The organism is Mycobacterium sp. (assembly GCF_025965855.1).
Lineage (GTDB): Bacteria > Actinomycetota > Actinomycetes > Mycobacteriales > Mycobacteriaceae > Mycobacterium.
In genome coordinates, this window is sequence record NZ_JAOPWB010000299.1 from 1 (window position 1) to 8,862 (window position 8,862).

The following is an 8,862-nucleotide window of genomic DNA, read 5'->3' on the forward strand; positions in this document are numbered from 1 at the left end:
GTGCCGGGGCGGAAGTTCTCCACGATGATGTCGGCCTCGTGCACAGCCGTAGCGCGATCTCGCGTGCCCCCTCGACATTGAGGTCGATGGAGAGGTTGCGTTTGCCGGCGTTCTGCTGGGCGTAGTAGCCGGAGATCTCGCCGCTACGGGGGAAGGCCCGCCGGGCCATGTCCCCCGACGGGGGTTCAATCTTGATCACCTCGGCGCCCAGGTCGAGTAGGGTTTGCGCGCAGTGCGGCCCGGCCAGCACCCGGGAGAAGTCGACAACGCGGATTCCGGTCAGTGGAGCCATGTTTCAGCGCCCCTGAAAGCTGGCCATGCCGGGGCCGTTCTGCTTGAGCGAAGCGACCCCGGTGCGAAAGTCCTCCGATGCGAAGATCGGCTTTTGCAGCTCGGTCATGGCGATGTCGGCGGCCCCGACTCCCTCGTTGATCGCGATGGTGACCAGGGCCTTGGTCGCGGCATGGGCGATGGTGGGGCCGGCGGCGAGTTCCCGGGCCAGGGTCGCCGCGGCCTGGTCGAGCTGTTCGTCGGCGACCACCCGGTTGATCACGTTCCAGTGTTCTAGGGTGCGCGCGTCGTAGCGGCGCCCGAGCATGGCCATCTCTTTGGCCCGCGCCGCCCCGGCTCGCTGGGTGAGCCGCTGGATGCCACCCGCCAGCGGGTGCAGCCCAACGGTGGCCTCCACCGAGCCGATCTTGTCGGACTCCGCGGCGATGATCAGGTCGCAGGCTAACGCCATCTCCAGCCCGCCGCCCAGACAGTTGCCATGGACCGCGGCCACGATCGGGATAGGCACCTCATCGAAGGCCCGCAGCATCTCCAGGATCGGCCAGCCCAAGGCGCCGTCACCGCCCCCGGCCGCCTCGAGCATGTCGTCCAGGTCCGCACCGGCCGAGAAATGCCGCAGTCCGCTGCGCAGGATCGCTGCCCGGGCGCCGGACCCACCGACCCAGCCCAGCGCGTCGATCAGCTGCTCGGTGAATTCGCGGTTCATCAGGTTGTAGGGCCGGTAATTCATGGTGACCACCGCTACCGGGCCGTCAAGATGACACGCGAAACGCGCACTGGGCTGGCCCGGCACGCCGGTGTGAAGGTCTACGTCCTCAACGGACATCGGGTTCTCCTGTCTGTCAGAGTCGGAAGGTCGACGGATTCCGGGAGCGGCACGGCGCTTAGCCACCGTCCTGCCCCGACTAGAGTGCTCGCGCTGATCCGGTGGTCGCGTAGCCTCCTTCCCACCAGCTGGTGGCGAGCGCCGCGTACTCGTCGGCGGCGTCTTCCCAGGTGAAATGACCCGCGTCGACGATATTGAGCTTGCTATTGGGCAGGCGCTCATGGAGGAACTCGGCGTTGACCGGTGGCACCACCAGGTCTCGGCCGCCGCCGATGATCTGCACCGGCGTCTTGATCTGCGGCAGCAGAAATCGCAGCGCCGCGAGGTCGGTCGGGTAGCTGCGCACGTAGCGCATCGACTCGACGAAGCGGTCGCCGTCGTAGGAGGACAGGTAGTCCTCGCGAACGAAGTCGAGAAGCGCGTACCGATGGATGTCGGTTAACGCACCGGCAACCATCTGGCGCGGGTCAACGTGGCGGTATGCCTCGAGATCGGGGGCTTCGACCCAGTCCTTCAGCACCCCACCCAGCTGGAGGGGAAACGCCGCACCGCCACTGCCGACGATCAGGCTGCGTAACCGACCCGGATACAAGGCCGCCGCGAAAAGGGCCGCGCTGGTGCCGATGTCGGGACCGATCACATGCGGGCTGTCGAACCCGAATGCGTCGGCGACGCGAATCACGAACTCGCCCATGGCCCGCGGCGAGAGCAGGCCATCGCGGCGCTGGGAGTGGCCGAACCCCGGTAAGTCGATCGCCACCAGATGTGTGTGCACGGCCAGCCGCTCCCACGTCGGCTCGAAGGCGAACAGGCTCTCCGGCCACGGACTGAGCAACAGGGCGTGGTCGTCTCGGTTCTCGCTCTCGGCAAAGCGAACGGCCAATCCATCGATGGTCCGGAACTGCGGCTCGATGCCGTTGAACCAAGTGCTCACGCAGATCTCCATAGCGGCTGGTCGTCGCGCAACGTCGGCGAGTGCGCCCAGTGTCCGTCGCGCGTCGCCGCGTTCGAATCCGCCGATGGACAGTCCGAGTGGTCAGGCGGTGGGCAGGACCCGGTCCAGCTGGCTGCGCGACGTGACGTCGAACCTCACAAACACTTTGCGCAGGTGATCGCGCTGCGGCACCCGGTGCCGTGATCGGCGGTGGCACCCGCCGCACTGTCGTAACTCCCTCAACCGGCCGCTGCAAGTAGCCCAGTCGAGTATGAGCGCGAGCCGTTAGGCAGCGCTCGCGATCAGACCTGTGCGTGCCCACCGTCAACGAAGAATTCGATCCCGTTGACGTAGCTGGCTTCATCGGAGGCCAAAAATACTGCTGCCGACGCGATCTCGGCAGGATCAGCGGTACGGCCCAATGGCACGGAAGACGCCATACCGGCAAGAACCTCGTCGGGGCTGCCCGGAATGAACCGCAACAGACCCGGAGTCTTGGTCGGCCCGGGGCTCAGCGCATTGACCCGGATGCCGCGCCCACCCAGCTCCTGAGCCCAGGTGCGGGCCAGGTTGCGCACCGCGGCCTTGGTCGCCCCGTACACGGTTTGTCCCGGGCCGGGCCTGGTGGTGGTGGTCGAGGCGGTGAGAATGATGGACGCGTTGTCGGTCAGCAGCGGCAAGGCCTTCTGCACCGTAAAGATCGTACCCTTGACATTGGTGTCAAGTGCCGCGTCGACCTCCTCTTCGGAGATCTGACCGAGCGGCTCCATGGCGGCCGCCGCCGCATTGGCCATCACGACATCAAGGCTGCCGACGCGCTGGTTGATGACGTCATAGAGGTTGTCGAGATCGGCGAGATTCGATGCGTCGACGAGCACCCCTTCGGCGCCAGCGCCGATCTGGTCGAGCGCGCCGTCGAGCCCCTCTTGACGCCGGCTGGTGATGAATACCCGTGCGCCCTCGGCGGCGAACCGCTTGGCGGTGGCAAGTCCGATCCCGGAGGCACCGCCGGTGACGACGGCGGTCTTGTCGCGCAGCCGGTTGCTCATTGTTACTCCTCGTTGTTGTGACGATGACCGACGAAAGGCCATAGAACTTCAGTCGTTTGCGTCGCGTTGGGTCGACACTGGGCGTTCTCGTTCGCCGCGGTTGGCGACGGCAGCGATGTTTTCGATGATCTGCGGCCAAGCGAAGCGCGGTAGATCGTGGCCCATGCCGTCGATTTCGAGCATTCGAGCTCCGGGAATCGCCGCCGCGGTGGCGCGTCCGGCCGAGATCCCCATCAGTGGGTCTGCAGTTCCGTGAATCGCCAGCGTCGGGATCGCCAGCTGCCGCAACGCTTTTGTCCGGTTGGGCTGGGTCAGGATCGCGGTGAGTTGGCGACGGGTTCCCTGTGGGTTGATTCCGCGATCGGCGCTGCGTTCGATCACGCTGCGGGCCGACATTTCATCGAAAGGGACGTGTGGCGAAGCCAGTGCACGCAACATGGCGACCGTTCGATCGACATACGTACTACGTTCTGCCGAGACGCGCTGAAACAGCGCGGGCACCAACAACAGTTTCTGGGGCAGCCCCGCGCTGAGCCTGCCCGTGGTGCCCATCATCGATACGAGGGAGAGCACTCGTGCCGGATACCGTATGGCCATGGTCTGGGCGATCATCGAGCCCATCGATAGACCCACCACATGGGCATCCTCGACGCCCACGGCATCGAGGATGCCTACGGCGTCTGCCGCCATCTCGGCGAGCGTGTATGTGGGTCGCGTCAGCCTCAATGCGGTCCGCAATGCCCTGGCAGGCCGGGCGATGTCTTGCGAGCGACCGCTGTCACGATTGTCGAAGCGGATGACGAAAAAACCTGCTGCGACTAGCTCCCTGCAGAAATCGTCGTCCCACCAAATCATTTGGCCGCCCAACCCCATGATCAGCAGCAGCGGGCGCCCCGAAGGGGGACCCAATGTCTCGTAGGTGATTTCGATGCCACTGACATCGGTAATCCGTTCCATAACCACTCGCCCTACATCGATGACGCCTCAAACGATGTCAGTTATCGTAACAGAAAGTGTTACAACGTGTGCAACTATGTGGCCGAGATCAAAGGACCGGTTGGTAGCGCGATGACAGGGATTCGCCGTCCCTCAGCGCGCCGGCACTCAGCGCCCACTCAGGCGGTGTCCCTGCGGGAATCGGCGGCGGCGATCGCTGGCCGCCGTGGCTAACGCTTGGGTTTAGCCGCTTGACGACGTCGCTGTCGCAACACACCGTCGAGGACGTCGGCCACGGTGGTGGCGGCCAGTTCCTCGCGCAGCACGCGGTCGGCACGGTCGTACACGCGGGAGAGGGCCGGTTGGATTCCGCGGCCGACAACACATTCCTGGTTGGGTTTGGCCGCATGCATGGCGAACAGCGCGCTCGGCTCGACGGCGTCGTACACGTCGAGCAATGTGATGTTTTTCGGATCCTGTATCAGATACCATCCGGCCCCCACGCCGCGCCGCGACTCCACCAAGCCCCCGGCCTTCAACTGGCCCAGCAGGCGCCGGATCACAACAGGATTGGTGTTCACACTCTCCGCGATCTGCTCGGACGTCGCCAGCTTGTCCGACATCTGGGAGTGCAACAGGACCCACACCAGGGTATGGACAGCCAGCGTTAAGCGATTGTTGGCGCTCATGACGTCACCTGCTGCACTCCAGAGCCGAAGAACTGTTGTCACCATTATTGTTGCATCTAACGGGCGACAGATTCATGCCAGCACCTTGTCGAGGGACGCAGCTTCGTGAAGCCGGGGGTCGTATTTCCTGTCGGATCTCCTGCACACCAACGGCTGCTGGGCGTGGTCAAACCTCGTCAGCAGTTCCGCCACGACCGTATTTGAATTGTGCCGTCTCAGGCCGTCACGGTGCCTTCAGCGATGCGCCGTAACCGCCCCTGGGTACTGGTGAATGCGGCGCACAGGCTGCGCCGGATATTGGGACTGTCCACTGGCGGATGCGAACGAGCATCGAGCCATGCACTGTCATGGTATGAAACCGCGAGACCCCCAGGGGAGGCACTGATGTCGACGTACCGCGCCTATCAGGTGACCGGCCAACGTGAGTTCGAATTGGTGGAGCGTGAGGTGGTCCGGCCGACGCCGGGGCATGTGCGGTTTCGGACGCACAGTTGCGGGGTCTGCCACAGCGACATCCTGGGCGTCGAAGGCATGCGCGATGATCCCAGCGCGCCGATCGTGCCGGGCCATGAGGTTGTTGGCGTGATCGATGCGGTGGGCGAAGGCGTGACCGCCTGGCAGGTCGGCGATCGCGTCGGCCTGGGCTTTCTGGGTGGTCATTGCGGCGAATGCCAGTGGTGCCGGCGTGGTGATTTCGTCAATTGTGCGAACCAGCCACAACCGGGCACCACCGAGGACGGTGGGTACGCCGAGGTTGTATACGCCCGCGCAACCGGCCTGGTGCGCGTCCCCGACGTGCTGAGTTCGGTGCAGGCGTCCCCGTTGCTGTGCGCCGGCATCACGACTTACAACGCCTTGCGCAACGTGAATCTGCAGCCGGGCGCCCTCGTCGGCATCCAAGGCATCGGCGGGCTTGGCCACCTCGGCATCCAATACGCCAGCAAGCTGGGTTACCGTGTGGCGGCCATCGCTCGAGGCGCCGAAAAAGGCGCATTGGCAATCGAACTCGGTGCCGACGAGTACATCGATAGCTCAGCCGTCGATCCTGGAGCGGCGCTGACAGACATCGGCGGTGCCGCCGCAATCATCGCCACCGCGGCCAGTGGAGCTTCAATGTCGCCGCTTGTCAGCGGGTTGGCCCCACGGGGACAACTCGTCGTCGTCGGTGCGGCCTTGGATCCGATCGAGGTGTCGACGTCCGACCTCATTTTTGGCGGCCGATCCATCGTCGGCAGCCTCACCGGCACCCCGATCGAGAACGAGGCAAATCTGGCATTCAGCGCCGCGCGCGGCGTTGCGCCAATGATCGAGCTGTTTGACTTCGACGATGCGCCAAAGGCATACGAACGCATGATGTCCGGCGATGCCCGCTTCCGCGTGGTACTCGATGTCGCGGCCCAATAAGCCGCGCCACCCTGGTGCCGGCGGCGTCATCGAGCTATTCGCCTTGTTGCCGGGGGCACAGGTCAGAGCTGGTATCTAGTCAGACTAGCTAACGCAATCCATCGTTTATTCATCGTTTGTGTGGCGGGCTACTGGGAAGTGGAAAGTTGTGAACGAGAACGTCCGCCGGACGAAGCACCATCTTTTGAATACTTTGTGGATCGGTTGGCGCGACGAACAAACATCCCGTCGGCGCGGTGATCGATGGAGGACACACACCTGTTGTCCGATCCCGAACAGATTCGACAGTGAGCCGATGGTTTCAGAACTGGACCTTGTCACGGCCGTCGACGGCCGCCCCAGCGGCGCGGACCTCACGGCAGCGGGCGCAGACGCGCGTTTGATCCGGCAGTAAATGATTCGTTAGCCGATCCACTGGTCGGGTCGGCCTCCAGCCTGCGAAAATAAGCGCGGCGGCGCATTGGGCAGGCGGCGATTCCAGAAGGGCACGATATGGATCAGGCGGAGGTGAACCGGCGCTCGATGCTGGCTGGATCATTGCTGATGACGGTGATGGCTGGTTGTGGAGCGACTGGGCGCGCCGGCGCAGCGCCCGCGTACCCCTTAGCTCCGCCGGATCCGAGCGAGACCCTTGTGTTGCCGTATGGAAATATTGCCTTCCAAGCGTGGGGTAATTTGCCGCCACACAGCGGTGAATTGGCCACGCTCTATGGGGATCTCAACCAGCCGGGCCCTTACCTTGTGATGATGAAGTGGAACCCTGGTTGGTTCAGCGCACCGCATTCGTATGCAACCGATCGTATTTGCGTTGTGGTGTTTGGCACCTGGTGGGTCAACAGTGGAAACGATTTCCTGCCGCAGGACGCGGTTCCGGTCGGACCCGGCGGATACGTCAAGCGCACCGCTCGTACTCCCCATTACGACGGGGTCCCGCACGGCCAGACCGATCCCGCCGTGGTCGCGATCTTCGGCCTCGGCCCTGTGGACGTCCAGTTGGTCGATCCTACAACGCCTACCTGGCGTCAAGTCTGATTGTCATTTGCCTCGTCCTGTGGAGCCGCACTGCCGGGGGCACCCTTGTCTCCGCAGTTCATTGGCGCTTTTCGTAATTCCGCTCCACAAGTCGGTGCGGCTCCTGGTCGGTGCTTGGTCGGTGCGCCGATGACGCGATGACACGAAGTGGCGTTCACTAGTCCCCGATGGCCTCTCGCGCGGCGGCATCGAGGCGTACCGCTACATCATCAAGGTCGGTCGGGAGGTGCCCTGCATGGTGATTGAGCGTCGTCGCAGCCGACTCGTGGCAGCGTGGGCGTGCAACGGCGACCACCGAAGCTCCCGCTTGTATGGCAAGCGACGCTGCGGTGTCGCGCAGGTTGTGCGGAGTGGTCTTTAGGCCCAGTGCAGCAATAGCCGCGTCGAAGCTCTCGCGTCGAAGATTGCGGTTTCGCAGCGGCGTGAAGTTCGCGGAGGGGAAAACAAGGTCTGATGGGCCGGACTGTGTTGGAAATCAAGCGGTTCGACAACTTCCTGTACCGCAAGTTGAACCTGCGCCGCAGACGCCCGCCGCAGGGCAAGTGACAGCGGTTTCCGCAACGAGCGCTAACATCTGCGGATTCGCGCCAAAGCAAAAAGGCCCGATAATCGGGGGCTATCACTAGACCCATCTTGAAAGGTGGACGGCGACAACGGTGTTGACCGCCTTACGAAATCGCTACGGCAAATCAGGTAAGTCACGTAGAGCGATGAGACGTTCGGCGAGAACCTACATTGCAGTCGCAAGCTCATCACGCGGGGATGACATCAGGCCAGCTGGCTTCGACAGGCTCCGCCTCTCAGCAGCATTGGTGGCGTCGAAAGCCGCGGTCCGTTATGCGCCGCCTTCCTTTTCCGTACTGTTGGATCAGCGCCGGCGGCTCCGTGCGACCGACCGGCACCGACACGCCACTTGCCGCGGGGTGTGATCCATAATTGTGCACATCAAGTTCGGTATTTGATCACGAAGGTGGCAGATCGCCGTGGATCAGACGCGGGCCCGTCCGGGCCGACCGCGCAGCCAGGATCGATTGCGACACAATGCCTGTTGGGTCGCATTGGCTGGGTCTCCACACACTGAGCTCGCCGACCTCGGCAATGCGCTCAGGCTCCATCTGGCTCTGCGGCGATAAGAGACATTGGCTTGTTGATGAGCGCGGCACCTGGTGTGGGGGCCGACGTCGATAGGGCGCTGCCAGAAAACACATGGGTGGTATGCGCTTCGCCCAACGATTGCCCCTCAGCCGTCTCAATCGCGGCTTCCCCCACCAAACAGCTTGTGCTGGGGGCTTTGCGAACATCCGAGGGGATATCGAACGACGCCACCTTGGCGACAGTGGGCTTGGAGGGCCACCAGTTCGCCCGTCCGATCATTGCCGCCAGGGCCGGCACCGTAATGGTGCGCACCACGAACGTGTCGATGAGCAGGCCCGCGCCGATGATGAACCCGGTCTGCACCATGGTCGAGAGGCTGCCGAACAACAGGCCGAACATCGAGGCGGCGAAGATGATGCCGGCCGAGGTGATGACACCACCCGTTGAACGGACGGCACGAATGATGCCAGTGCGAATCCCCGACCCTGACTCTTCACGAATTCGGGTGATCAACAGCAGGTTGTAGTCCGCCCCGACCGCGACCAGCACGATGAATGCCGTCGCCTGCACGTTCCAATAGATCGCCTGATGCAGCACGAACTGGAA

Annotated in this window: 9 protein-coding genes; 2 read left to right on the top strand and 7 right to left on the bottom strand. The window is 63.7% G+C overall.

Annotated features, from left to right (window positions below):
• From JWP83_RS25640 to JWP83_RS25665, 6 genes are all read right to left on the bottom strand, one after another.
• Positions 1-292 (bottom strand): CoA transferase (locus JWP83_RS25640; protein ID WP_297736823.1); only part of this gene is annotated, 292 nt, incomplete at its 3' end.
• 3 nt (positions 293-295) lie between these two features.
• Complete coding sequence (locus JWP83_RS25645) at positions 296-1,117, bottom strand: enoyl-CoA hydratase/isomerase family protein (protein ID WP_297736825.1); 822 nt, start codon at positions 1,115-1,117, stop codon at positions 296-298.
• 79 nt (positions 1,118-1,196) lie between these two features.
• Positions 1,197-2,051: an alpha/beta hydrolase gene (locus JWP83_RS25650; RefSeq protein ID WP_297736827.1), complete on the bottom strand. Its 855-nt coding sequence runs from the start codon at positions 2,049-2,051 to the stop codon at positions 1,197-1,199.
• Between the two features lie 302 nt (positions 2,052-2,353).
• Positions 2,354-3,100 carry an SDR family oxidoreductase gene (locus JWP83_RS25655; RefSeq protein WP_297736829.1) on the bottom strand — a complete coding sequence of 249 codons (747 nt, stop codon included), beginning with the start codon at positions 3,098-3,100 and terminating at the stop codon, positions 2,354-2,356.
• Between the two features lie 48 nt (positions 3,101-3,148).
• Positions 3,149-4,057 carry an alpha/beta hydrolase gene (locus JWP83_RS25660; RefSeq protein ID WP_297736832.1) on the bottom strand — a complete coding sequence of 303 codons (909 nt, stop codon included), beginning with the start codon at positions 4,055-4,057 and terminating at the stop codon, positions 3,149-3,151.
• A gap of 209 nt (positions 4,058-4,266) precedes the next feature.
• Positions 4,267-4,725, bottom strand: coding sequence for an Rrf2 family transcriptional regulator (locus tag JWP83_RS25665; RefSeq protein ID WP_297736835.1), 459 nt, complete (start codon positions 4,723-4,725; stop codon positions 4,267-4,269).
• A 384-nt stretch (positions 4,726-5,109) separates the two neighbouring features.
• On the opposite strand from JWP83_RS25665, the gene JWP83_RS25670 reads away from it, so the two are divergent.
• Both JWP83_RS25670 and JWP83_RS25675 read left to right on the top strand, forming a co-directional pair.
• On the top strand, positions 5,110-6,129 hold the full coding sequence (locus tag JWP83_RS25670; protein WP_297736838.1) for an alcohol dehydrogenase catalytic domain-containing protein: 1,020 nt from the start codon (positions 5,110-5,112) through the stop codon (positions 6,127-6,129).
• Positions 6,130-6,621: 492 nt separating this feature from the next.
• Positions 6,622-7,161 carry a tat pathway signal sequence gene (locus tag JWP83_RS25675; protein ID WP_297736841.1) on the top strand — a complete coding sequence of 180 codons (540 nt, stop codon included), beginning with the start codon at positions 6,622-6,624 and terminating at the stop codon, positions 7,159-7,161.
• A 1,104-nt stretch (positions 7,162-8,265) separates the two neighbouring features.
• On the opposite strand, the gene JWP83_RS25680 is transcribed toward JWP83_RS25675, so the two are convergent.
• Positions 8,266-8,862: MMPL family transporter (locus tag JWP83_RS25680; protein WP_297736843.1), on the bottom strand; the 597-nt coding region annotated here is incomplete at its 5' end.

Bases quoted from the DNA above. Each gene is read 5' to 3' on its own strand.
- JWP83_RS25645 (WP_297736825.1), bottom strand. From the start codon at position 1,117: ATGTCCGTTGAGGACGTAGACCTTCACACCGGCGTGCCGGGCCAGCCC.
- JWP83_RS25655 (WP_297736829.1), bottom strand. From the start codon at position 3,100: ATGAGCAACCGGCTGCGCGACAAGACCGCCGTCGTCACCGGCGGTGCC.
- JWP83_RS25660 (WP_297736832.1), bottom strand. From the start codon at position 4,057: ATGGAACGGATTACCGATGTCAGTGGCATCGAAATCACCTACGAGACA.
- JWP83_RS25665 (WP_297736835.1), bottom strand. From the start codon at position 4,725: ATGAGCGCCAACAATCGCTTAACGCTGGCTGTCCATACCCTGGTGTGG.
- JWP83_RS25670 (WP_297736838.1), top strand. From the start codon at position 5,110: ATGTCGACGTACCGCGCCTATCAGGTGACCGGCCAACGTGAGTTCGAA.
- JWP83_RS25675 (WP_297736841.1), top strand. From the start codon at position 6,622: ATGGATCAGGCGGAGGTGAACCGGCGCTCGATGCTGGCTGGATCATTG.